This is a genomic window from Myxococcus sp. MISCRS1 (assembly GCF_026626605.1).
Lineage (GTDB): Bacteria > Myxococcota > Myxococcia > Myxococcales > Myxococcaceae > Myxococcus > Myxococcus fulvus.
In genome coordinates this window covers 4,891,967-4,913,015 of the sequence record NZ_JAPNKB010000001.1, presented here as the reverse complement: position 1 = coordinate 4,913,015, position 21,049 = coordinate 4,891,967, and the positions used below count along the sequence as shown (strand labels likewise).

Here is a 21,049-nt window from a genome sequence, read left to right as displayed (position 1 = left end):
GCACGGCATCCTCCGAGGTCTCCTCGGGGGGCGTGAGGACCTCGCGGCGGCGCGCGGAGCCACGCGGTTCATGCTGACGGTGAGGCGGCCCGAGCGGGCTTCGCCTCGGCAGGACTTCGCGGAAGCGACAGGACGCCCGGCCCTCGTGTGCGGGTGCCTCGTGTCGCCCGCGGAGGTTGCACCCCGGAAGGTCGGCCCACCTCCGGGCGGCGGTGCATCCCGGCGCGCGCCGCGCGGCTCCTCACGGAGCCCATGACGCGGCGTCGCGGTGGATGCGGTCTGAAGCCGGGCGGAACGACTCGCCTTCGTGTCGGAGGGGGGCCGCGGTAATCACGCGGGCCACGAAGGCGAGGCGGTCCGTTGCCTCCAGGGCACGGGCTGCCTCGCGCGCAATCGGCGCGAGGCCCGTTCGTCCTTCGAGGCATGGCGCGTTTCCCCCGAGACGGCCCTCCTGGCCCTCACCCCGCGCGCGGCGCGGGACTCCACTGCATGGCGACATACGGCGGCCCCGCGTCCGGGGGCTGTGAGGAAGGCTCCTCCTGGAAGCCCAGCCGGGCGTACAGCTCGCGCGCGGGACTGTCGTGCAGCACGTGCAGCCGCACGGGCACCCGGGCCTCGGTGGCCGCGTCCAACAGCTCACGCAAGAGCCGTGTCCCCAGTCCACCGCCCTGGTGGGAGGGAAGCAGGGCGATCTCCACCAATCGCCACTCCCGCGCACCTCGGTCCACCAGCAGCCTGCCGGCGGGCTGACCCGCTACCAACACCACCCGGTCCTCGGCCGTCGGATAGCGCACGGCCCAGTCGCGCCCGCGCGCCAACCACTGCATGCGCAGGAACGCCTCGCGCTGCGCGGGTGTCCAACCCCACGTCGCCAGCTCGCCCGCACGCGTGCTGGCGTACAGGTCGAAGAGGAAGCCGTCGTCGGAGGGAGCGCGGGGACGCGAGGTGAGCGGCACGGTGCCAGGCAGCATGGACGCGCGGACACCCGGGCGTCCACCACCCGACACGCCGCCAGGCGCCCGCGTCCAACCGACGACGCGGATTGAAGCAACCCCCGGCTCCCCACGTCCGCGAGGCGAGGGGCCGGACGTCAGACCTGGATGAGAGCTTCGGTGCATTCCCGATAGGAGTACGCGATGAAGAAGACCCGAGACCCCGAGCTGAGCCGGGCCCTCCAGGAGGCCCGCGAGACAGAGGAGAAGTGGCGTGGACTCGCCGCCCGGCTCCTGGAGCTCGGGGACGACGCGATGGACGCGCAGCTGCTGGTGGCCTTTCGCGCCGCGCGCGAGGAGGGCGTCGTACCGCCGGACGCCGGCTTCTTCCTGGTGGCCCACATCCTCACCGCCATGGCGGACGAGGCGCTGACGGAGGTGCCGCGCGTCCAGCGGCTCGCGCTGGAGCTGGACCTGATGGAGCGCGAGTACGGCATGGAGGACGGCGTGTGGCACGACGCCGACGAGCCGCCCCCCGAGGACTGGGAGGCCCTGCTCGCCGAGTACGAGGGCGCCTGCGACGAGGCTCGCGCCGCCTTCTTCCGCGCCTACGGCGAGGAGGACATGGCCCGCCTCTACGTGGAGGACCGCGTCTCTTTCCACCGCCGCTTCGAGTCCGGCCGCCGCTTCTTCCACGGCCTGCCCATGTACCCCGAGCACCTCCACTGACCTGCTCCACGCCGCATGGAGCGGCGCGTCAACCCCGAGGGCAGGCCGCCATGTGCCTTCCGAGCGGCGAGAAATCGAGAGGGGACGAGGTCATCCGCGCCGCTCTCCTTCTCGGAAGGTGGTGCGCACGCGGGCTCGCTCGGGGGTTTTCGTTTCAATCCGGCGGTGCGGGCACAGCGGGGACGAAACTTTACGTTCACAATTGTGTCAATTAGTGGGGCTACAGGCTGGCGCAATGGGACTTTGATGCTCACTCTTGCGTCGCGCTGGCGTTTTCCAACGTCACACCCTATTTGGCCGCACGACTTCAAGTGGTGCGGAGCGGGCCGGTACGGAAGTCAATGCATACCAAGGACAAGGACACAGAGACTCGAAACTCCAAGGCGAGTCTCTAGCGCGCGGCGCGCGTCTCCGAACGAAATCCCCTCCAAGGGCTCGGGGCCGCGCGCCGCCGCACTTTTCCTGGCGGATTAGACTGCTCCGCCATGTCGACCTCACAGGCCACCCGACTGTTGGACCTCCTCTGGGAGCGTTATGCCTCGGAGGTGCCGTACGCGCGCACCTTCGTGCAGCTCTCCGGGGGCAGCTTCCGCAATGACCACGTCGCGCTGCGCTCGCTGGCCCGGCCCGGCGGAGGCATCGCGCTGTTCTCGCGGCCCTTCGAGCGGCTGGGCTGGAAGCCGGCGGGGGCGTACACGTTCCCCGACGCGCACCTGTCCGCCATCTACCTGTCGCACCCGGAGGGGCTGCCGCGCGTCTTCATCTCCGAGCTGAAGTCGGAGGAGCTGTCGCCGCGCGCCCGGGAGCTGCTCGCCACGCTGCCGGACGACCCGCCCCCGCCCGAGGACGTGGACGCGCTGGCGTCGTGGTTCTGCTCGCCGCCGCCGCCGTCGGAGGCCGCGCTGCTGGAGCTGGAGAAGGAGTCGCAGTACGGCGCCTGGCTGCTCGCCTTCGGCCGCAAGGTGAACCACTTCACCGGCTCCGTGGATGACGTGGAGGCGTGGCAGCACCGCATGCGGGAGGCGGGCGTGCCCATGAAGGCGGACATCGAGGGCGCGCCGGGCACGTCGCTAAGGCAGACGGCCACCCAGGCGGCCCCGCTGTCGGTGGCCCTGCGCGAGGGAGGCCGTCGTCCCTGGCCCTACGCGTACTTCGAGATTGCGCAGCGCGCGCCGGACTTCGACGGCTTCCTGGGGCCGCAGGCGCGCGCGCTGTTCGACATGACGAAGCGCTGAAGTCCGTCAGCGCAGCGCGCGGATGACGCGGGCGGGGTTGCCCGCGGCGAGGACATGGGGCGGCACGTCCTTCGTCACCACGCTGCCGGCGCCCAGCGTGACGCCCTCCCCGACGGTGACGCCGGGGAGGATGAGGGTGCCGCCGCCCACCCACGTCTTCGCGCCGATGGTGACGGGCTTGGACAGCTCCGGGCCCTTGATGCGCTCGTCCGCGTCGAGCGGGTGCGTGGCCGCGTAGATGTGCACGTTGGGGCCGAAGGACACGTCGTCTCCAATCGTCACCCGGTTGCAATCCAGGATGACGCACTGGAAGTTCATGTACACGCGCTTGCCCAGCTGGATGAAGGTGCCGTAGTCGCAGTGGAACGGCGGCTCCAGGTAGACGCCCTCGCCCACCTGTCCCAGCAGCTGTCCGAGCAGCTGCTTGCGCAGGTCCTCGTCCTCCATGAGCGTGTCGTTGTAGGCGCGCAAGAGCCGCCGCGCCCGGGAGCGCGCCGCCGTGAGCTGCGCGTCCCAGCCGTTGTACAGCTCGCCGGCCAGCATCTTCTCCATCTCGGTCCGTGCCATGGCCGGCAGTGTCCACGCCCGCGCGGGCGCGACGCGGAAGATGTCCGGTGCTTCGTTGGCGGATGGACGTGAGGGATTGTGCTCGCACGCCCAAATTTCCGAGGTCCAACGAATGCGGCGGGGCTGGGAATGGGCGCGAAGCGCCGTCCCACTCATGTAGTCTGGTGCCCTCTTCCTGACCCGTGGGGGGACGTGTTGATTCGGATGGTGGCGAGAATGCTGGCCCTGGTCGCCGTGCTGGGATTCGCGGCGCCCGTCGTCGCGCAGGAGTCGGCGCCCGCGCCGTCCGCGTTCGACCTGGCGGTGAGCGTCCCGCGAGGGGGCGCGGCGAAGTCGAGCAAGCCGTCGGTGGAGAGCCTGCTGGGTGTGATGGGACGCACCACGCGCTTCAAGCAGGTGGCGGTGTCTCCGGACGGCGAGTGGCTGGCGTGGGTGGAGGTGGCGGCGACGGGCGGCACGCTCATCCAGGCGATGGAGCTGGGCGCGCGCGAGCCGAAGGCGCTGCTGGTGAGCGCCTGTCCCGAGGGCAAGACGTGCGACGAGTCCTCCATCCAGTGGAGCCCGGAGGGGCGGCGGCTGCTGTTCCTGTCGGACGGGCACCAGCGCGGCAGGACGCAGGTGTACGTGGCGGATTTGAAGGAGGGCGTCGCGACGAAGCTGACGTCCTTCGAGAGCCCCATCGCCTCGCCCCGGTGGTCGCCGGACGGCGCGTCGGTGGGGGTGCTGGTGATGCAGGGCGAGGGCGCGGCGCAGGCCCTGGGGCCCCGCGGTCCCGGCGCGCGAGAGACGGGCGTGGTGCGCGAGTCGCATCCGGTGCAGCGGGTGGCGGTGGTGTCGGTGGCGGAGGGCTCGCACCGCTTCGTCACGCCGGAGCAGACCTTCGTCTACGAGTTCGCGTGGAGCCCGGACGCGGCGCGGCTGGCGTACACCGGCGCGCCGCCGCCGGGGGACGCGAGCTGGTGGCTGGCGAAGCTGCACGTGGTGGAGACGGCGAGCGCGCGCTCGCGCGTGCTGTACGCGCCGAAGTGGCAGCTCACCGAGCCGACCTGGAGCCCCGACGGCAAGCAGGTGGCCGTCATCGAGGGGCTGATGAGCGACCACGGCTCCAACGGCGGGGACGTGATGCTGGTGCCGCTGGACGGCGGCAAGGCGCGCAACCTCACGGCGGGGATGAAGGCGACGGCGATGTCGCTCGAGTGGGTGTCGTCGCGCTCGCTGGTGTTCGGCGCGCAGGTGCGGGGCGAGTCGGCGGTGGCCACGGTGGACCCGACGCAGCAGGGTGAGCCGCGCGTGCTGTGGAAGGGGGCCGAGCGCATCAGCGCGCGCGGTCAGGTGGGGCTGTCGCTGTCGCGCGACGGCAAGGTGAGCGCGGTGGTGCGCGAGTCGTTCTCCAGGGCGCAGAACCTCTGGGTGGGGCCGGTGGGGGAGTGGGAGCGCGTCACGCGGCGCGAGGAGGACCTGCGCGCGCTGGTGGGCGAGGCGAGGGATTTGACGTGGAAGAGCGACGGGGTGGAGGTGCAGGGCTGGCTGGTGGCGCCGCCTCCGTCGATGATGCCGCCCCCCGGTGTGCGGGCGCCCATGGTGACGATGGTGCACGGCGGGCCCGCGGCGGGCGTCGTGCCGGGCTTCCGTCCGGACGTGCTGATGTTCACCGCGCGCGGCTACTACGTGTTCCTGCCCAACTACCGGGGCAGCTTCGGCCAGGGGGCGCAGTTCGCGCAGGCCAACCGGCGCGACTTCGGCTTTGGAGACTTGCGCGACATCCTGTCCGGCGTGGACGCGGTGCTGGCGCGCGCGCCGGTGGACCCCGCACGGCTGGGCGTGACGGGGTGGAGCTACGGCGGCTTCATGGCGATGTGGGCGGTGACGCAGACGCAGCGCTTCCGCGCGGCGGTGGCGGGCGCGGGCATCTCCAACTGGCAGAGCTACTACGGCACCAACCGCATCGACGCGTGGATGAAGCCGTACTTCGGCGCGTCCCTGTACGACGAGCCGGAAATCTACACGCGCAGCTCCCCCATCAACTCCATGAAGCTCGTGCGCACGCCCACGCTGGTGCTGCACGGCGAGCGGGACCTGGAGGTGCCCGTGACGCAAGGGCACGAGTTCCACCGCGCGCTGAAGGAGCTGGGCGTGAAGACGCAGCTCGTGGTCTACGCGGACGAGGGCCACACCCTGCGCAAGCCCGAGCACGTGGTGGACCGGATGCGGCGCACGGTGGAGTGGATGGACGCGCACCTGCCCTCCGGCTCGGCCGGCGGCGCGGCCAGGACGTCGCTCCTGCCCCGCTGAGACGGTGCCCGTGGCCTCAGTGGGCGCCGCGCAGGTTGAGCAGCACGACGCCGCCGATGATGAGCAGGATGCCGGCCACCTTGGTGACGTTGATGGCCTCGCCGAGGAAGGTGACGCCGATGACGACGATGGCCGCGGTACCCAGCCCGGACCACATCGCGTACGCGACGCCGATGGGCACCTGCTTCACCGCCTGCGAGAGCAGCGCGAAGGCCACGCCGTAGCCGGTGAGGCACGCCACGGTGGGCCACGGCCGGGTGAAGCCCTCGGTGGACTTCATCAGGCTCGTCGCGGCCACCTCGAAGGCGATGGCCCCGAGCAGGAAGAGATACGCCATGTGCCGACCTCCAATCCCTGCTGTCCGTAGCCGCTCCGGGGCCACGTCGCCAGCGGGTCCTCGCTCCGGCTGGGACCGTGGGTCGGTGGACGCGGACGAATGTCTCGCGAGGGGGGGGCTAGCGGGCGGCGGGCCTGTCCTCGGGGGCGACGAGGGAGGTGAGCACGTGGTCCCTCCAGCGGCCGTTGATCTCCAGGAAGTCGCGGGCGTAGCCCTCCACCACGAAGCCCAGCCGGCGCAGCACCGCCGCGCTGCGCAGGTTCTCCGGCAGGTGGTTGGCCTGGATGCGGTGCAGGCCCATGCCGTGGAACGCGTGGGCGCAGACGGCGCGCAGGGCCTCCGTCATCAAGCCCTTGCCCTCGTGGCGATGGTCCAGCCCGTAGCCCAGGTCCGTGGCCTGCAAGGGCCCTCGGCGGATGTGCGCGAGCGAGATGTTGCCGATGACGGGCGCGGAGGAGGGCGGCGCGTCGCGAGGCAGCACGACGAGGCGCAGGGAGCGGTCGAAGCGCGCGTCCTCCAGGTCCTGCGCCAGCCGCGTGCGCCAGTACGTCAGCGTGTAGAAGTTGCCGGGCCGCGAGGGGGACACCAGGCCCAGGTGTTCGCGGTTGGCCTCGTGGTAGGCGACGACGCGCGCGGCCCCGTCCGGAGGGAGCTGGGTGATGCGCAGGCGCTCGGTGGTGAGCAGGACGATGGGCTTGTCGGAGTCCATGGCGTGTCGGCGGCCGCGGAAGCTAACGCGCCACGCGCTGTCCCGCACGCCCCCGGAAAAGAAAGCTCCCGCCCGGAGCGTCTTCTCCGAGCGGGAGCGGTGAGGCGTTACTGCCGCACGTCCTGACTCGCACCGTCGCCCGAGCCATGGAACTGGTGGTGGTCGTCGGACGTGTCCTGCTGGCCGCCACTCTCCGAGGTGTCGCCCGAGCCGCCCGTGCCAGGCTGCTGGCCGTCCCCCAAGTCCTCGTCATGCACCGCGCCCGACTCCGGCGCCTGCTGCTGCTCATTGCCGCTCGAGGAGCCGCCGCCCGTGCCGGGCTGCTCCTGGCCGCTGCCGCCGACGGCGCGCGAGCCTCCGCGCTCGAGGATGATCTCCACGCGGCGGTTGTTCGCGCGGCCCTCCGCGGTGGAGTTGGACGCCACCGGCCGGTACTCACCCATGCCGCGCGCCTCGATGCGGTTGGCGGGCACGCCCTGGTTGATGAGGAACTCCTTCACCCGCTCGGCGCGCTGATAGGACAGCCGCTCGTTGAGGGCGTCGGAGCCCTGCGAGTCCGTGTGTCCCTCGATGAGCAGCGGCCGGTCCCCTTCCTTCAGCACCTGGGCCACGTCCGCCAGCCTGTCACGCGCCACCGGCAGCAGGTCCGAGGCACCGGACGCGAAGAGCACGCTGCCCGACAACGTCAGCACCGTGCCTCGCGCCTCCTCGCGGACCTTCAGGTCCTTGTTGGCCCGGTCCAGCTTGGAGATGGCCTCGGCCGCCTGTCGCTCGGCCTCCACGCGCGCCTGACGCTCGGCCTCCAATTGCTGCGCGGCCTGCTGGTCCGCCTGGCTCTGCGTCTGCTGCTGGCCCTGGAGCAGCTGCGCCTGTCGCTGCAGCTCCTCGTTCTGGGCGCGCAGCTGCTGCGCCTCCTGCTCCACCTGCTGACGCCGCGCGGCCTCCTCGGACAGCCGCAGCTCGCCCTCCTGCTGACGGGCCTGCGCCAGGCGCTGCTGCTCCTGGAGCGCCTGGGCCTGGTTCAGCGCGACCTCCGCCTGGGCCTGCTGGCGCGCGGCGATGTCCGCCATGCCCCAGGCGCCCGCCGTCTCCGCCTTGCGCAGGGCCACGTAGGAGAGCACCCGCGTGCGCTGGGACTTCTCGTCGCGCTGGTACTCGCGCTCGGCGGCGCGCAGGGCGTCGCGGGCCTCGGCCACGTCGCGGGGACGCTCACGTCCCTGCGGACTCGCCGCGAGCTGTTGATAGGCGGCGCGGGCCTCCACCAGCTCCTTCGGCGCGGCCGCGCTCGCGCTCCCCGCCACGAGGAGCGCCGAGGCTCCGACGAGGGCCTTCCAACCATGTTTGCTGCCTGCCATGACGGTCTCCTCCCGGACTGGGGCTCACTGCAGGCCGCGCCGCAGCGCTTCGGCCTGCTGGGTGGTTCTCTTCGCCTGCTGCTCCATGGGCAGCGCGCGTGCGAGCGCCAGCGCGAGGTCCGCGTCCGCGTCCGCCTGCATGAAGCTCAGCTCCGCGCCTTCCGCGTCATCGTCCAACAGCAGCTGCTCGCCATGGTTGACTTGCTGGCGGGCGAACTCCAGATGGCGCGCGGCTTCCGGGATGCGCGCTGCGCCGGCTCCTTCCGCGGCGCGCATGGAGGCCACCGCCTCCGTCCGTCGGGTGTTCGAGGTGGGTTTCACGCTCTGACTGGCGCACCCCAACAGGGTGGCGCACAGCATCGCGGCAAGCAGCTTCGGGCGCACGGTCTACCTCCAGCCGTCGGTCCACGGAGCGCGGGTGTCGCGCCCCAGGTCCAGAAGTGTGCTCGGGCCGACAGCGCGGCAATCCACGAGGGCACAGGCCGCATGGGGAGGGACCGGGCATCCCCGGGGTGGGGCGGGCAGGGGTTGCGCTCGCCAAGCCGCGTGACGGTGCCGCAGCGCGCGCTGGCCGCCCGTCGTCGCAAGCGATAGGACGTGGGGCCTATGCGTCTGCACCTGGTGGATGGCACGTATGAGCTGTACCGCGCCCACTTCTCGCCCCGGCCGGGCCACGCCGCGCCGGATGGCCAGGACGTGAAGGCGACGGTGGGGTTGATGTCGTCGCTGCTCATGCTGCTGCACGACGCGGACGAGGCGGTGACGCACGTGGCGGTGGCGTTCGACAACCCCATCCGCTCGTTCCGCAACAGGCTGTTCGCCGACTACAAGGGGGACGAGGGCGTGCCGCCGGAGTTGCGCGCGCAGTTCGACCTGGCCGAGGAGGCGGTGGCGTCGCTGGGCGTGCGCGTGTGGTCCATGAAGGAGCACGAGGCGGACGACGCGCTGGCCACGGCGGCGGCGCGCTTTGGCGGCGAGGTGGAGCAGGTGCGCATCTGCACGCCGGACAAGGACCTGGGCCAGTGCGTGCGCGGCCAGCGCGTGGTGCAGGTGGACCGGCGACAGGAGAAGGTGCTGGACGAGGACGCGGTGCGCGCGAAGCTGGGCGTGCCGCCCGCGAGCGTGCCGGACCTCCTGGCGCTGATGGGCGATGTCGCCGACGGAATCCCCGGGCTGGACGGCTTCGGGGAGAAGGGCGCGTCCGCGCTCGTGTCCGCGTATGGCCGGCTGGAGGCGATTCCGGACGACGCCTCCACCTGGTCCGTGCGGCCGCGCGGCGCGGACAAGCTGGCCGCCACGCTGCGCGCCCACCGTGAGGACGCGCTGTTGTACCGCAAGCTCGCCACGCTGGTGGAGGACGCGCCGCTGCCCGGGACGAAGACGCTCGCGGACGTGGCCTGGGCGGGCGTGCCTCGCCAGCGGTTCGAGGCGCTCTGCGACAGGCTGGGCGTCACCACGCTCAAGCGCCGACCGAAGCGCTGGGTGGACTAGCCCGCGGCCTTGTCGCCCCGGTCGTCCTGGGGCACGAGGGCGACGGGCGCCTGTCGCGGCAGGCGCACGGTGAAGGTGGTGCCGTCGTCCTGCGTGGAGCGCACGTCCACCGTCCCGCCGTGCGCCACGACGATGCTGCGCACGATGTAGAGCCCCAGGCCGATGCTGCGCATGCCCCGGTCCTCGGGCCGCTCCAGGCCGCGCTCGAGCGGCTCGAAGATGCGCGACTTGAGCTCCAGGGGGATGGGCAGGCCCTGGTTGTGGACCTCCAGCACCACGCCGCCCGAGTCCTCGCCCCGTGCGACGACGCGCACCACCGTGTCCGGCGCGCTGTACTGCATGGCGTTGCCCACCAGGTTGCCGAGCACCTGCGCCACGCGGTCCGGGTCCCACTGGCCCACGCCGTTGCCCGTGTACTCGGAGAGGATGCGCCGGTCCGGCCACGCCACCTGCAACTCGTCCAGCGCCGCGTGCACCACCTCGTGCAGGTCCATCAGCCGCGGGTACACCGGCAGGCCCCGGCCCTGGCGCGCGCGCGTGAAGTCGAGCAGGTCGCGAATCATCCGCGTGGCCCGGTCCGCCGCGCGCTGGATGCGCTGCACGTTGCGCTGCTGCCGCTCGTCCGCGTCCGGCGTCTGCGCCAGCAGCGACGCCGCCAGCGTGATGGCCCCCAGGGGGTTGCGCAAGTCGTGGCTGACGATGCCGATGAGCTGCCGCTCGAAGTCCGCCTGGGCGTGCACCTCCGCGAGCAGGCGCAGGCGCTCCGACTCCGTCTGCTGCATCTCGGTGACGTCCTGCATGGCGCCGACGACCTGCACCGCGATGCCCTCGGTGTCGCGGACGATGTGGCAGCGGTCCACCACGTGCGCCCAGGTGCCGTCGCCGCGCTGGAAGCGGTAGTTCTCCTGCCACTCGTGGCTCTGGCTGGACACCGCCAGGCGCAGGCCTCGCACCACGCGCTCGCGGTCCTCGGGGTGCAGCCGCTCCTCCCACCAGGCACGCGTGTCCCGGATGAGGGAGGAGGCGTAGCCGAACTGCTCGTGCAGGCCGCTCGTCCAATCCACCGCGCCCGTGCGCGGGTCCCATTCCCAGACGGCGTCCCGCGTGGCCCGGGCGGCCAGCCGGAAGCGCAGCTCGCTGCGCCACGCGCGCTCCTCGGCCGCCTGCATCTCCGTCAGCGTGCCCTCCGCGAGCAGCCGCCGCGCGCGCTCGTCCTCCAATTGCTGACGCCGCTTGCGCTCGTGGCTGGCCAGGGCCGTGACGCGCGCCTGGAGCTCCAGCGGGCGGAAGGGCTTGAAGACATAGTCATTGGCGCCCGCGGCCATCGCCTCCACCACGTCGGCCGCGCGGGTGTTGACGGTGAGCAGCAACACCGGCAGCAGCGCGGTGGTGGAGCCCTGGCGCACGAAGCGGCACACCTCCAGGCCCGTCATCCCTGGCAGGTACCAGTCCAGCACGAGCACGTCCGGCGTGCGGCCCTGACCCAGCGCCTCCAGCAGCGCGGCGCCATCCGTGAAGGTCACCACCTGGCAGATGGGCGTGAGCGCGCGGAGGATGGCCTCCGTCTCTCCGGCGCTGTCGTCGAGCACCCACACCAGGGGCGCGGCCTGCATCGGGTCCGGCAGGCGGGGGTCGGTGGGGGGCACGGGTGGAGCGAGGCTCTAGCAATCGATTCTCGCCTCGGTCAATTCTTCGATGGGCAACGCACGGCGGGACTGCCAACCTGTCGCCCGCTCGACACCTCTGATGGCGGCGGTGCGAGCGCTCGTGACGAGCAGTACGAGAGGGAAGCCGCCGGGCCCCGCGTGCCGTTGAAGGAAGTCATGTCTGTTGATTTGAAGCCCTTGGAGCTCAACGCTCCTGCCTCGGATGACTGGGTTCCCTCGCTGGAGGACACGCCGTACCAGCGCCTGGGCGGCGCGGAGGCGGCGATGGCGCTGGCGGGCGCGTTCTATGACGCGATGGATGCCCACGAGCCCGCCCTGGCGAAGCTGCATGAGTTGGATGCGGACGGCCGGGTGAACCCTGGCACGCGTGAGCGCTTCGGCCTGTTCCTCATGGGTTGGCTGGGAGGGCCTCAGCATTACGCGGAGCGCCATGGGCATCCGCGGCTGCGCATGCGCCATGGCCATGTGCCGGTGGATTTGTCCATGCGGGATGCCTGGCTTCGGGCCATGCAGCGCGCCATGGATGCCCGGGGCGTGACGGGCGGCCTGCGCCGCTTCCTGGACGAGCGCTTCGCCCAGGTGGCCGACTTCCTGCGCAACACCGAGGGCTGAGCCTCCGCATCGCCGTCGACTTGCGGAAAAAAGCACGGGCGTTTAGAAAGGCGCCATGCGCAAGGGCGAGCTCACCCATCAGGCGATTCTCGAGCGGGCCATCCAGCTCGCCAGCCGGGTGGGCCTGCAGGGGCTGAGCATCGGCGGGCTGGCGGAGGAGCTGCAGCTCTCCAAGAGCGGCCTGTTCGCGCACTTCCGTTCCAAGACGTCGCTCCAGGTGGAGATCCTCGAGGCGGCCACGGCGCTGTTCACCGAGCGGGTCATCCGTCCGGCGCTGATGCAGCCGCGCGGCGAGCCCCGGGTGCGGGCGCTCTTCGAGAACTGGCTGACGTGGGAGCGGGAGCTGGTGCCGGAGGGCGGGTGCATCTTCGTGGCGGCGGCGACGGAGCTGGATGACGCCCCGGGCCCCGCGCGCGACAGGCTGGTGCAGACGCAGCGCGACTGGATGGACTGCCTGGCCCAGGCCGCGCGCATCGCCGTGGCCGAGGGGCACTTCCACAAGGACGTGGACGTGGAGCAGTTCGCCCACGACGAGAACGCCCTGCTGTTGGGCTTCCACCACGCCGCCCGGCTCCTGAAGGAGCCCCGCGCGGAGACCTGGGCCCGCCGCGGCTTCGAGGCCCTGCTGCGCGCCGCCCGTCCCGCGGGCTCCTGACTTCTTCAAAGGCTCTGTGTCCCTCCGAGGAGGACCTCGTCATGGCGGAAAATAGCACGAACGTTCGCGTTAAACTGGCGAAGTGGGGAATGCGTGCGGCGGCGTTGGGGGCGGGGACGGTGGCGCCCGGCTTGACGGCGGCGTGGGCGGACGAGCGGTTCCGCACGCCGTGGCGGCCGCACCGCTCCCGGACGGCGGAGGCGGTGCTGGCGCGGGGGCAGCCGAGGATGCTGACGCTCGGTGGCGAGGAGGTGGCGGTGTGGAGCTGGGGCGAGGGGCCGCGGGTGCTGCTGGTGCATGGGTGGAGCGGGTACGGCGGGCAGCTCACGGCGTTCGTGGACCCGTTGGTGGCGGCGGGGTTCTCGGTGGTGACGTACGACGCGCCGGGGCATGGGCGCTCGTCGGGGCGGACCAGCTCGCTGCCGGAGATGGCGGAGGTGGTGGCGGACGTGGCGAGGGCGACGGGGGGGCCGTACGCGGTGGTGGCGCACTCGCTGGGGGCGGCGGCCACGGCGGTGGCGATGCGGGATGGGCTGAAGGTGGGGCGCGCGGTGTTCGTGTCGCCGCCAGCGGACCCGCGTGGGGGCATCCAGGCCTTCGCGCGCGCCTTCGGGCTGACGGACGGGGTGTGGATGCGGATGGAGGAGCGCATCGAGCGGCGCTTCCACGTGCGGCTCAAGGACCTGGCGCTGCCGAACTTCGTGCCGCTGCTGGGGCAGGTGCCGCTGCACGTGTTCCACGACGTGGGGGACCGGGAGGTGCCGCTCGTCGCGGGGGAGGCGGTGGCGAGGGCGTGGCCGGGCGCGAGGCTGACGCGCACGCAGGGACTGGGGCACCACCGCATCCTGTATGCGCCGGAGGTGGTGGCGCCGGCGGTGGAGTTCCTCACGCACGGCAAGCCGGAGACGCTGTCGCCGGAGGTGCCCCTGCTGGCGGCCTCGGCCGCGGCGGCCTCGGGGGCGCGCGTGCCATTGCGGCTGGTGCGCTCGGCGCCGTGAGGTGATGTCTGGCTTTCGGGCCGAGCGGGGATTCAACGCCAGCCGATTGCCTTTCAGATGAAGACCTTCGTCGTCGCGGTTCGCCTCAGGGCGGGGAAATGGCGGGAGGTCGTCTGCGTGGAGGGAGCGATGCTCTCCCTCGCATGCGGGTGAAGGTGTATCCGGGGCCGGTGTCCGCGCTGCGTGGCGTGGACCTGGAGATTCCGCTCGGGATGTTCGGCCTGCTGGAGCCCACGTCGGGTGAGGTGACGCTGGAGGGCGTGGACATCGTCCGCCAAGGTGTGCGCGGAGCTGCTCGAGCGGTTGGACCTCGCGTTCGCGGCGAAGCGCGAGGTGAAGGAGTGTTCAGGAGGCATGCGGCAGCGGCTGGGCATCGCCCAGGCGCTCGTGGTGCGGCTGAGCGGACGAAGCGCGGCGGACTCGGTGAGCCTGCTGGAGAAGCTGCGCCCCAGGGGGCTCGCGCGCGAGGCGTGGCGGCTGGCGCCGTGGGCGTTGGTGCCCGTGGTGGCGGCGGCGGTGCGGGTGGGCGAGGGCTGACAGGGGACGCGGCGGAGGAGCGCGCCAAGGACTCCTGGCAGCGCAACCTGGCCACGTGGCTCCACGCGCGCCCCGGAAGCTCGTCGGGGCGCGCGGTGGCACAAGGGCTACTCGCCGGTGCGGTTGCCGGTCAGCTCCATGGTGAACTGGCCGGTGACGGGGATGGGGGCGCAGTTGCGCGAGGAGAAGTCGCCCTTCATGGAGAGGTGGAGCGTGCCCGCCTCGTCCCGGTTGCCGGTGCCCGAGCGCACCGTCAACGTCCCGTCGCAGTTCTGCTCGTCCAGGTGGACCTGGCACTCGGTCTGCTGGACGGAGAACGCGCGCTCCCCGGTCATGGTGCCCGGGAAGCCGTCTCCGCACTCGAAGGCATCCGAGCGCAGGTTCAGGGCCGACTTGTTGGAGCCCGCGCTCGCGGCGATGCGAATCGTGTCCGAGAAGTCATTGGTCTGCGACTGGCCGAAGATGACCAGGGTCATCGTCCCCGTGCTGGCGTAGGCGCCCGTCACGTTGGGGCGATGGTCCACCGTCCCGCCGTCGTCGCCGCCGTCGTCACCTCCGCCACACGCTCCGAGCCCCAGCAACAGCGCCGCCGTCACCACGCGCATCCGCATCATCGACATCCTCCGCTCCCGACTGGAATCCTGGGGCCGGAGTATTCTTACGACGTCTCGGTCACGCAATTCACGGCGACGGCGCGTCGTCCGTCCGTGTCACGGCGTGTGTCCGGTTTCCGTCGACAGCAGCTCCAACGTGTCGGAGATGCTCGTCCCGAGCGACAGCTTCTCGAACGTCGTGTCCGGGGCGGACAGCCCGGAGGACGTGCCCGCCAGTCTCATGACGAACATCCGGCGGCTGGAGACCGGCCCGCACGTCATCGAGACTTCGCCGCGCAGCTCGAGCTGGAAGGCGCCGCCCGCGTCACGGCTGCCGCTCCCGTCGTTGACCTTCATGCTCGCGGTGCAGCCCGACTCCACGTCCACCGGGCACGTGCCTCCGCTGACGTCGAACGTGCGCTCCCCGTTCATCGCCGCGCGGATGCCGCCGCCGCAGCTCATGCTGGCGATGTTGATGCTCAGCAGGTTGAGACCACTCGTGTTCTCCGAGACGGTGATGGAGTCCCGGAGGTTGGCGATGTTGTGCCCGCTCCCGTCCGGAGCGTTGCTCTGCAGCGTGCCCGTGACGGCGTAGGTGCCCGTCACGTTGGAGCGCTGATATGTGACGGGAGGATTGGACCCGCCCGGCGGCGGCCTGTTCCCCGGCTCCTCCTGGGGCTCGCGGTCCTCACCCCCACACGCGCCAAGCGCCAACAACCCCACCACCCACAGCACACGCGAACGCGACATCGAAGGGCTCCATTCCCATACGAGAGAGTCAACGCGGGGAAGAACCCTGGCCGCGGGTTTCCTGCGCAATGCCTTGCGTCGAATCCCGGAATCGCTGTCAGCATGTCCGGCCCTGGAACGCGGAGTGCTGACAGGTTGTCCTCGGCGTCGGTCCTCGTCGAGCGCGGCTCCCTCTCGAAATGGGTTGTGCACGCGCGTTGCAGTGGGCGCGTGATGCCCAGGGAGGACCCTCCCGGGGTGTTGCATGCACAGGGGGAGTTCCGCACATGAGCGTCATGTCGTCGCTGTGTCTGGTGTTGCTGTCGTCCGCCGTCGCCCATGCCGATTCGTCGAGCACCGGGTCGACCGAGGCCGTGCCTCGCAAGACGGTGCTGGGGCTCGCCGTCAATCCCACGGACTGGGGACAGCTGGTGTTGGAGGGGGAGCGGGTGGTGGCCCCGCGCGTCAGCGTGGGGTTGGGGCTGCTCGTCGGATTCCATGTCTCGAATGGCAGCAGGGACCTGGAGCGGACGGAGCAGCGACTGGAGACGAGGGACTCCCTCTTCCAACTGGGCGTCGTACCGCGCGCCCGGTTCTTCCTGTCCGGGACGGCGCCCGAGGGGCTCTGGGTGTCACCGCAGCTGGAGGTCATCCACCAGTGGCGCGAGTACGAGCAGTTCGTCGTCGAGGACGAGGGCAATGAGAGCAGCATCCGCTCCCTGCAGCTCGGGGGCGCGGCCCTGGTGGGCTACACCGCCATCCTGGGACAGGGGCTCGCGGTGCAGGCGGGGGTCGGCGTGGGTGCACGTCATTCCTCGGACCGGTATGAGAGCCGCCAGCCGGTGCTGCCAAGCGGCGAGGTGAGCAGCACCACGAAGGGGCGGAGCTGGACCTTCGATGAGCGACTGCAAGTGTCCCTGGGCTGGGCCTTCTGACACGGTGGCGCTACAGCGCGACGCCGTGCGCGCCTCGGGGGCAGGGGCCCTGTCCGCGTGGGGGCGCGGGGTGCTCCTTCACGCCGGGGCGCGGCGGGAGGTTCGCGGGCGTCTTGACGTCGTGCACCAGTCCCAGCGCGGCGAGCCCTCGCACCATCCACCATCCCGGGTCCGGCTGGCGCCAGCCGAGGCCCATCCGCGCCGAGCGTGGCCACGCGTGGTGGTTGTTGTGCCACGACTCCCCCATGCTGACGAAGGCGAGCCAGCCCGCGTTGCGGCCCTGCTCCGCGCAGCCGGGCAGCTCGTAGGGTTGCTCGCCCTCGACGTGGCTCACGTAGTGGACGAACCAGAAGCCGTCCTGCGTGAGCGCCAGTCGCACGAACACGCCCCACGCCACCCACGCGGGGCCGCCGAGCGCGTACAGCCCGAGCGCCAGCGGCACCTGGAGCCACAGGCCCCAGCGCTCCAGCGCGAGGAAGAAGGCGTCGTCCGCCACCGCGGGCTCCACCGGGGCCGCGGCGGTGGGCCTCTTCGGGTGCCACGTGCGGAAGAGGGCGTGGCTCATCGCGCTCAGGAAGCCGTCGCGGTAGCCGAAGTACTCGGGGCAGTCCGCCTCCGGCTGGTTCTGGTGGAAGTCGCGCAGGTGGTGCATGCGGCTCATCGCGAGGACGCCGCCCAGGCCCGCCAGGGTGCCCAGCAGTCCGAGCGCGCGCTCCACCGCGAGCGGCGCGCGGAAGGCCCGGTGGATGAGGCCGCGGTGGATGCCCACCGAGACGCCCAGGCACATCGTCAGGCCCGTGAGTGCGGCCCACACCGCCACGGCGCTCCACTCGAGGTACCGCGCGCCGCCGAGCAGGGCCGCCACGTGGAGGACGCTCCACCGGACGAGCTTCCCCGTGTCCCACCGCGCCTCGCCCCACCGTGTGTCGCTCGTGTCCATGGCCCGTCCCTTTCGGGAGGGGGCCATCGCAAGCGCCCTGCCAGCGCGGGGCGGGCCTGATTCCAGGAGCTTGGGCGGGCGAGCGGGCAGGACTGTCAACGCCGTTCACAGCGGCCGTGCACCGGGTGGACGGCGGTGGCTCAGCGCTCCAGGCCCAGCTCGACGCCGGGCATCCACCGTCCCCGCCGGTGTCCGTCCACGCGGACCGAGTCCCAGTCCAGCCCGAGGGTGCCCCTCAGCGCGAAGTCACCCGTCTTCCAGCGCAGGCCCGCGGCGGCGCGCGCGGAGAGGCCCAGAGCGTCACCTTCGCGGCGGCCCGGTCGGTCCACCACGGTCATCAGCCAGCCAGCGCCCACCTCGGCGAAGGGGGCCAGGGTGCCGCGTCCTCCCAGGCCCGCCATCGCGAGCACGGACATGCGCTGGAGCGTGGCGTCGTCCGCCCAGGCGTCGGGGGCCAGCGCGTAGGTGGCGCGCGCGCCGAATCGGGTGAGGCCCGGGCCGGGGGCGCGCCAGGACAGGGCGAGGCCGCGCGCGACGCCGCGTCCTCCCAGGGGTGGCGCGCCCAGCGTGAGTCCGACCTCGAGGCCCAGTGAGCGCGGGACGCCGGAGGGTTCGCCGGGAGAGAGGGCGGTGGAGAAGTCGACGGCGGGCACGCCGGTGGAGGCGACATAGCCCTCGTAGAAGTCGCGGCCGAAGGGCAGGGCGAAGAGACCCTGGAGGAGGCTCTCCTCGGCGGCGCCGCGAGAGGCGACCTCGGGTGGCGAGGAGGGCGGGAGCTCTCCGGACCTGAGGTCCGAGCGACGCACGCGTGCCTCGCCGCCGGGCGTTCGCAGCCAGTACGCCGAGCGCTCCGGCAACGCGAGCGTCAGGGGTTCTCCCGCCGCCTGGTGCGCGTCCACGAGTCGCACGCCGGAGGTGTCCTCCACGGAGATGCGTGCGCCTCGGGGGGCTGGGGGGAGGTCGAGGCGAGCGCCTTCCGGGGCGGGGCCGACGAGCGCGCGCGAGGGGCTGAGGGCGGGAGGGAAGGTGCGCACCGCGAGCCGGGCCTGGGGGGACTTCACGCCGCGGATGGCGGCGGCGACGAAGGCGTCCAGTTCGCTGTACTCGACGCGACCATCGCCGTTGACGTCCGCGCCGCCGAGCAGCGCCGAGCGCGCCGCGTGACTGAAGACGCCCGCGCGGATGCGGGACCATTCGTGCGTCTCGCCCTCGGTGCTCTCCGCGAAGATGGCGCCCACGCGGGGGTGGCCGGCGAGCTGCTCCTGTTCCAGCGCGCGTCGCAGCCTGCGCAGCACGAGCGGGTCTCCGCCGCGACTGCCGACGACACCCGCCGCGTGGCACGCGTCGACGAGCAGGTGCACGTAGTCCGCGTCGAGCTTCTCCACCACGCGCGAGTAGAGGCCCTCCTGGTCCAGCTGTCCGTCGGCGAGCGTGAGGTAGGCGCGGCCCGACTCGCCGGTGCGGCCATGGCCCACGTAGATGAAGAGGAAGTCCACGGCGCGCCCGGCGGCGCGGTCCTCGGCGTTGCGACGCGCGAGCTGGTCCACGGTCTCATCGAGCACCGTGAGCGTGGGGAGGCGGGCGTCGGTCAGCCGCTCGCGCTCGGCCTGGGCGGTCTCGGCGTCGGGGACGGTGAGCAGGACCACGTCCACGCCGAGCCGGCGCAGCGTCTCGGCCCAGCGCACGCCGTCGTCATCCGCGTAGCGCAGCGGCGGCATGCCCGGGGTGTCGCTGCCGTTGTATGCGACCACCAAGGCGCGTCGCACGGGAGACGGCTCCGGCGAGGCCGGATTCTCGGCCTGCGCGGCGCTCATCGTCGCCGTGCACAGGAGCAGCAGCGCCCATGACCGCCCGAGGAGTGCGTAGCGCTCTCGACTCATCGCAGCCCCCGGGACCTGGAGAGGGAGCGAATCACCATGCTGCATGGAGTGCGCGTCACGCAGCTCGACGTGCCGATTCGTTCCGTGTCGATGCGCTCTTGGATGGATGAGGCTTCGAGTTGCCACACCTCGATGCGGCCTGAGGTGCGCGTCACGCGCTGCGATGTGACGGTGCACTCATGGAGGGGGCGCGATGCTTCGCGCCATCTCCCGCGCCGAGACTCCCGCATGCGCCGCGATGCCCCGAGCCGCCTCGTGCCCGGCGACTCCCTCCCGGGCCCTTCGTGCGCGCCTCCACGCTCCCCTTCCATCCAGTGCGTCATGGCTTGCCGCCCCCCACTCGAACCCTGTGCCGCACCTGGACCACTTCGCCTTGCACCGTCTCTCCGCGCGCGGCCGAGAGCGCGACGCTCGCGCTCGACGCGAAGACCGCGGTGAGCTCCACCTCGCCCGACGCGGGCAGCCGTGGCGTGATGTCCAGCGCGGTCTCCGCGCCCGGAGCCGCCTTCACCTCGAACGGCCCCTCCACGCGCGAGCCCTGCTCCGTGCGCACCACCACCGCGACATGCGTGTACGGCGCCCGCACGCCCGCCGCGAACGCGAGGGATGCTCCCGAAGGACACGTGCCCTGTCCGCGCACTTCACGCAGCTCCGCGTCCGACGGCACGCAGAACAGCCGCAGCACCGCGGTGCCGGGGCCCTCGCCGCGCGCCGCCCACTCTCCCGTGTCTTCAGGCACGCCCGTCCACAGCACCCCGGCGGACACCATCAGCGCCAGCACCCACGCCGTGCCCACGTGCCCGAGCGTCGGCATGTCCCACGCCCCGCGCACCCACTCGAGCACGCGCGCCCACGGGCCCTTCGTCACGTCCACGGACGCCGAGACCTCACGCCGCTCCAGCGCCCCCAGCACCGCCTGCAGGCCGTGGGTGGACAGCCGCTCCAGCTCGCCCGGGGTCGGCTCGGTGACGGTGTCCCGCGAGAACACGCGGCGCAGGTTCATCACCTGCGCATAGCGGGCGCCACAGCGCTCGCAGCCTCGCGCATGGCTCAGCACCCGGCTCCACTGTCGCGGAGGCAGGGTGCCGTCGTTGGCGAGGTGGACGAGCTGTCGGTCCACGTGGGGAGTGAACAAGGCCATGGGCAACTCACTCTCGTCAGGGCACGAAGAGGGGGAAGAGCAGGGCCACCATCGCGGCCGTGGCCGCGGCGGAAGGCAGCCCATCGGGCGACTCCGCCATCAGCCAGCCCTCCTCCACGAGGAACGCCGTCATCGCGCGCCGCAGCTTCATCTCGCGCGTCCTCAGCTCCTGTCGGGACCACCCCAACAGCAGCCCCGCGCGCTCCTGGGACAACCCCTGCACGAAGCGCAGGTCCGCCAACCTCCGCGTCCCCTCGTCGAGCCCCGCGAGGAAGCGCCTCACCAGCTCCCGCAGCTCCCCCTCGAGCGCCCGGTCCTCGGGAGAAGGCGACGTGCTCGCCAGCCGCTCCGCCATCGGCGTGTCATCCAGCGCCACCGCCTCGCGCGCGATGCGACCCGCCGAGCGCAGCACGTCCACCGCCGCCTGCTTCGCCACCGCGTTGAGCCACGTCGAATACGGACGCACGCCGTCGTACGCCAGCCGCGCCTGCTCACGGAAGGCGCGCACGAAGGTCTCCTGGTGCGCGGCCTCCAGGTCCAACGGACCCACGCGTCCCAGGCCCCCGGGCCCATGAGACATGTACGTGCGCGACAGGAACCGCGCCACGTGCGCGGAGTAGGCCCGATAGACACGCGCGAGCGCCTCCGGTTCTCCTCGGCGGAAGGCCTGCAGCAACCGCGGGTCGTCCCTCAACAGTGACATGCCGTCCTCCCC

22 protein-coding genes are annotated in these 21,049 nt (G+C 72.0%); 9 read left to right on the top strand and 13 right to left on the bottom strand.

Going from position 1 to position 21,049, the window contains the following annotated elements; genetic code table 11:
- Positions 1-458: 458 nt before the first annotated feature.
- Positions 459-971 carry a GNAT family N-acetyltransferase gene (locus OWM54_RS19335; RefSeq protein WP_223751462.1) on the bottom strand — a complete coding sequence of 171 codons (513 nt, stop codon included), beginning with the start codon at positions 969-971 and terminating at the stop codon, positions 459-461.
- Between the two features lie 165 nt (positions 972-1,136).
- Between OWM54_RS19335 and OWM54_RS19330 the strand changes: the two genes are divergently transcribed.
- Complete coding sequence (locus tag OWM54_RS19330) at positions 1,137-1,661, top strand: hypothetical protein (protein ID WP_141329688.1); 525 nt, start codon at positions 1,137-1,139, stop codon at positions 1,659-1,661.
- A 485-nt stretch (positions 1,662-2,146) separates the two neighbouring features.
- Positions 2,147-2,896: a DUF1338 domain-containing protein gene (locus OWM54_RS19325; RefSeq protein ID WP_046710520.1), complete on the top strand. Its 750-nt coding sequence runs from the start codon at positions 2,147-2,149 to the stop codon at positions 2,894-2,896.
- Between the two features lie 6 nt (positions 2,897-2,902).
- Here OWM54_RS19325 and OWM54_RS19320 read toward each other — a convergent pair whose 3' ends face one another.
- Positions 2,903-3,463, bottom strand: coding sequence for a sugar O-acetyltransferase (locus OWM54_RS19320; protein ID WP_267698440.1), 561 nt, complete (start codon positions 3,461-3,463; stop codon positions 2,903-2,905).
- A gap of 216 nt (positions 3,464-3,679) precedes the next feature.
- Between OWM54_RS19320 and OWM54_RS19315 the strand changes: the two genes are divergently transcribed.
- Positions 3,680-5,755 carry an alpha/beta hydrolase family protein gene (locus tag OWM54_RS19315; protein WP_267698439.1) on the top strand — a complete coding sequence of 692 codons (2,076 nt, stop codon included), beginning with the start codon at positions 3,680-3,682 and terminating at the stop codon, positions 5,753-5,755.
- A 16-nt stretch (positions 5,756-5,771) separates the two neighbouring features.
- Here OWM54_RS19315 and OWM54_RS19310 read toward each other — a convergent pair whose 3' ends face one another.
- From OWM54_RS19310 to OWM54_RS19295, 4 genes are all read right to left on the bottom strand, one after another.
- Positions 5,772-6,092, bottom strand: a complete 321-nt coding sequence (locus OWM54_RS19310; protein ID WP_267698438.1) for a DMT family transporter — start codon at positions 6,090-6,092, stop codon at positions 5,772-5,774.
- Between the two features lie 118 nt (positions 6,093-6,210).
- Positions 6,211-6,801 (bottom strand): GNAT family N-acetyltransferase, encoded by a 591-nt coding sequence (locus OWM54_RS19305; RefSeq protein WP_267698437.1) that lies wholly within the window; start codon positions 6,799-6,801, stop codon positions 6,211-6,213.
- A 107-nt stretch (positions 6,802-6,908) separates the two neighbouring features.
- Positions 6,909-8,156 carry an OmpA family protein gene (locus OWM54_RS19300; RefSeq protein WP_267698436.1) on the bottom strand — a complete coding sequence of 416 codons (1,248 nt, stop codon included), beginning with the start codon at positions 8,154-8,156 and terminating at the stop codon, positions 6,909-6,911.
- 24 nt (positions 8,157-8,180) lie between these two features.
- Entirely contained in the window at positions 8,181-8,540 is a 360-nt protein-coding gene (locus OWM54_RS19295; protein ID WP_267698435.1) for a DUF4398 domain-containing protein, read from the bottom strand.
- 222 nt (positions 8,541-8,762) lie between these two features.
- Here OWM54_RS19295 and OWM54_RS19290 point away from each other — a divergent pair, with 222 nt between their 5' ends.
- Positions 8,763-9,647: a 5'-3' exonuclease gene (locus tag OWM54_RS19290; RefSeq protein WP_267698434.1), complete on the top strand. Its 885-nt coding sequence runs from the start codon at positions 8,763-8,765 to the stop codon at positions 9,645-9,647.
- Here OWM54_RS19290 and OWM54_RS19285 read toward each other — a convergent pair.
- Positions 9,644-11,293, bottom strand: a complete 1,650-nt coding sequence (locus OWM54_RS19285) for an ATP-binding protein (protein ID WP_223751455.1) — start codon at positions 11,291-11,293, stop codon at positions 9,644-9,646. The two genes, OWM54_RS19290 and OWM54_RS19285, sit on opposite strands and share 4 nt — an antisense overlap.
- A gap of 177 nt (positions 11,294-11,470) precedes the next feature.
- Here OWM54_RS19285 and OWM54_RS19280 point away from each other — a divergent pair, with 177 nt between their 5' ends.
- From OWM54_RS19280 to OWM54_RS19265, 4 genes are all read left to right on the top strand, one after another.
- Positions 11,471-11,926 carry a cyanoglobin gene (locus OWM54_RS19280; protein WP_248545041.1) on the top strand — a complete coding sequence of 152 codons (456 nt, stop codon included), beginning with the start codon at positions 11,471-11,473 and terminating at the stop codon, positions 11,924-11,926.
- A 55-nt stretch (positions 11,927-11,981) separates the two neighbouring features.
- On the top strand, positions 11,982-12,581 hold the full coding sequence (locus OWM54_RS19275) for a TetR/AcrR family transcriptional regulator (protein ID WP_267698433.1): 600 nt from the start codon (positions 11,982-11,984) through the stop codon (positions 12,579-12,581).
- Positions 12,582-12,670: 89 nt separating this feature from the next.
- On the top strand, positions 12,671-13,579 hold the full coding sequence (locus tag OWM54_RS19270) for an alpha/beta fold hydrolase (protein ID WP_267698432.1): 909 nt from the start codon (positions 12,671-12,673) through the stop codon (positions 13,577-13,579).
- A 279-nt stretch (positions 13,580-13,858) separates the two neighbouring features.
- Positions 13,859-14,116, top strand: coding sequence for a hypothetical protein (locus OWM54_RS19265; protein ID WP_267698431.1), 258 nt, complete (start codon positions 13,859-13,861; stop codon positions 14,114-14,116).
- A 107-nt stretch (positions 14,117-14,223) separates the two neighbouring features.
- Here the strand turns inward: OWM54_RS19265 and OWM54_RS19260 are convergent, their stop codons facing one another.
- Entirely contained in the window at positions 14,224-14,736 is a 513-nt protein-coding gene (locus tag OWM54_RS19260) for a hypothetical protein (RefSeq protein WP_223782195.1), read from the bottom strand.
- Between the two features lie 90 nt (positions 14,737-14,826).
- Positions 14,827-15,459, bottom strand: coding sequence for a hypothetical protein (locus OWM54_RS19255; protein WP_223782196.1), 633 nt, complete (start codon positions 15,457-15,459; stop codon positions 14,827-14,829).
- Positions 15,460-15,725: 266 nt separating this feature from the next.
- Between OWM54_RS19255 and OWM54_RS19250 the strand changes: the two genes are divergently transcribed.
- Complete coding sequence (locus OWM54_RS19250) at positions 15,726-16,373, top strand: hypothetical protein (protein ID WP_223751449.1); 648 nt, start codon at positions 15,726-15,728, stop codon at positions 16,371-16,373.
- A gap of 10 nt (positions 16,374-16,383) precedes the next feature.
- Here the strand turns inward: OWM54_RS19250 and OWM54_RS19245 are convergent, their stop codons facing one another.
- The 4 genes from OWM54_RS19245 to OWM54_RS19230 form a co-directional block, all read right to left on the bottom strand.
- Positions 16,384-17,313, bottom strand: a complete 930-nt coding sequence (locus OWM54_RS19245; RefSeq protein ID WP_267698430.1) for a fatty acid desaturase — start codon at positions 17,311-17,313, stop codon at positions 16,384-16,386.
- Positions 17,314-17,453: 140 nt separating this feature from the next.
- Entirely contained in the window at positions 17,454-19,079 is a 1,626-nt protein-coding gene (locus tag OWM54_RS19240; RefSeq protein ID WP_267698429.1) for a caspase family protein, read from the bottom strand.
- A 433-nt stretch (positions 19,080-19,512) separates the two neighbouring features.
- On the bottom strand, positions 19,513-20,334 hold the full coding sequence (locus OWM54_RS19235; protein WP_267698428.1) for a hypothetical protein: 822 nt from the start codon (positions 20,332-20,334) through the stop codon (positions 19,513-19,515).
- Between the two features lie 16 nt (positions 20,335-20,350).
- A complete protein-coding gene (locus OWM54_RS19230; RefSeq protein WP_267698427.1) occupies positions 20,351-21,037 on the bottom strand; it encodes an RNA polymerase sigma factor in 687 nt (228 codons plus the stop codon).
- Positions 21,038-21,049 lie beyond the last annotated feature (12 nt).

Excerpts from the sequence above, each read along its gene's own strand:
- OWM54_RS19255 (WP_223782196.1), bottom strand. The coding sequence starts at position 15,459 with ATGTCGCGTTCGCGTGTGCTGTGGGTGGTGGGGTTGTTGGCGCTTGGC.
- OWM54_RS19305 (WP_267698437.1), bottom strand. The coding sequence starts at position 6,801 with ATGGACTCCGACAAGCCCATCGTCCTGCTCACCACCGAGCGCCTGCGC.
- OWM54_RS19310 (WP_267698438.1), bottom strand. The coding sequence starts at position 6,092 with ATGGCGTATCTCTTCCTGCTCGGGGCCATCGCCTTCGAGGTGGCCGCG.
- OWM54_RS19320 (WP_267698440.1), bottom strand. The coding sequence starts at position 3,463 with ATGGCACGGACCGAGATGGAGAAGATGCTGGCCGGCGAGCTGTACAAC.
- OWM54_RS19275 (WP_267698433.1), top strand. The coding sequence starts at position 11,982 with ATGCGCAAGGGCGAGCTCACCCATCAGGCGATTCTCGAGCGGGCCATC.
- OWM54_RS19235 (WP_267698428.1), bottom strand. The coding sequence starts at position 20,334 with ATGGCCTTGTTCACTCCCCACGTGGACCGACAGCTCGTCCACCTCGCC.
- OWM54_RS19315 (WP_267698439.1), top strand. The coding sequence starts at position 3,680 with ATGCTGGCCCTGGTCGCCGTGCTGGGATTCGCGGCGCCCGTCGTCGCG.
- OWM54_RS19245 (WP_267698430.1), bottom strand. The coding sequence starts at position 17,313 with ATGGACACGAGCGACACACGGTGGGGCGAGGCGCGGTGGGACACGGGG.
- OWM54_RS19290 (WP_267698434.1), top strand. The coding sequence starts at position 8,763 with ATGCGTCTGCACCTGGTGGATGGCACGTATGAGCTGTACCGCGCCCAC.
- OWM54_RS19300 (WP_267698436.1), bottom strand. The coding sequence starts at position 8,156 with ATGGCAGGCAGCAAACATGGTTGGAAGGCCCTCGTCGGAGCCTCGGCG.
- OWM54_RS19330 (WP_141329688.1), top strand. The coding sequence starts at position 1,137 with ATGAAGAAGACCCGAGACCCCGAGCTGAGCCGGGCCCTCCAGGAGGCC.
- OWM54_RS19325 (WP_046710520.1), top strand. The coding sequence starts at position 2,147 with ATGTCGACCTCACAGGCCACCCGACTGTTGGACCTCCTCTGGGAGCGT.
- OWM54_RS19250 (WP_223751449.1), top strand. The coding sequence starts at position 15,726 with ATGAGCGTCATGTCGTCGCTGTGTCTGGTGTTGCTGTCGTCCGCCGTC.
- OWM54_RS19260 (WP_223782195.1), bottom strand. The coding sequence starts at position 14,736 with ATGTCGATGATGCGGATGCGCGTGGTGACGGCGGCGCTGTTGCTGGGG.
- OWM54_RS19335 (WP_223751462.1), bottom strand. The coding sequence starts at position 971 with ATGCTGCCTGGCACCGTGCCGCTCACCTCGCGTCCCCGCGCTCCCTCC.
- OWM54_RS19270 (WP_267698432.1), top strand. The coding sequence starts at position 12,671 with ATGCGTGCGGCGGCGTTGGGGGCGGGGACGGTGGCGCCCGGCTTGACG.
- OWM54_RS19230 (WP_267698427.1), bottom strand. The coding sequence starts at position 21,037 with ATGTCACTGTTGAGGGACGACCCGCGGTTGCTGCAGGCCTTCCGCCGA.
- OWM54_RS19280 (WP_248545041.1), top strand. The coding sequence starts at position 11,471 with ATGTCTGTTGATTTGAAGCCCTTGGAGCTCAACGCTCCTGCCTCGGAT.